General features: G+C 39.7%; 1 protein-coding gene. It reads left to right on the forward strand.

The features are described from left to right. Positions 1-971 (forward strand): IS256 family transposase (locus tag EFD62_RS17375; protein ID WP_128706600.1); only part of this gene is annotated, 971 nt, incomplete at its 5' end. Positions 972-1075: the final 104 nt, after the last annotated feature.

Consider the following 1075-nt stretch of genomic DNA (forward strand, 5'->3'; position numbering starts at 1 on the left):
TACCAAGGGATCGCAAAGGAGAGTTTAAACCCCAAATTATACCTAAGTATCAGAGGAATGTTTCCGGAATTGAAGAAAAAGTTATTGCTCTGTATGCCAGAGGAATGTCCACCCGGGATATTAGTGAACAAATTGAAGAACTTTACGGCTTTAGTTTGTCGCCCGAAATGGTTAGTAAGATTACAGACAGAATAGCTCCGGAAATCAAGGAATGGCAACAAAGACCGCTGGAACCTATATACACGTTTGTTTTTATGGATGCAATTCACTACAAGGTGCGAGATGAAGGTAGAATAGTAAACCGTGCGGCATATGTTGTTCTTGGTGTTACAGCAGAAGGAAGCAAAGATATTTTGGGGATTTGGATTGGTGACAACGAATCATCGAAATTTTGGCTTGGAGTATTAAATGATCTTAAGAACAGAGGAGTACAGGATGTGCTAATATTTTGCGTTGATGGACTGACAGGTATAAAAGAAGCGATTAATGCGGCATATCCAAAGGCCGAAGTACAACGCTGCATAATACATCAACTTCGAAATTCCTTTAAATATGTACCATTCAAGGACATAAAAGCTTTTAGCAATGACTTTAAGGAAGTATATCGAGCAATTAACGAAGAAGTAGCATTAGAAAAGTTTTGTGAACTTAAGAGCAAATGGGGAAAGGAATACCCATATGCCATACGAAGTTGGGAAAATAACTGGGATGTGATAAGCCCATTCTTCAAATTTCCTGAGGAAATAAGGAGGATAATTTACACCACTAACATCATTGAAGGATTGCATCGACAGTATCGCAAAGTCACAAAAACGAAAACGATGTTTCCAAGTGATAACTCACTAGAAAAGATGCTGTATTTGGCATCAATGAATGTGGTAAAGAAGTGGACACAACGGTATAAGAACTGGGATAGGGTACTCAGCCAACTAATGATTCAGTATCCGGGTAGATTAGAGAACTACATTTAAAAGCATTCACCCCCACCGCCCTCAAGGGCTCGTCCTCATCGCCGGACGGGCTAGACCTCACAAAATTAAAAGCGGTGAGAAAAAGGACAGAATACCCTATTATA

Source organism: Acetivibrio mesophilus (assembly GCF_004102745.1).
Taxonomy (GTDB): Bacteria; Bacillota; Clostridia; order Acetivibrionales; family Acetivibrionaceae; genus Hungateiclostridium; species Hungateiclostridium mesophilum.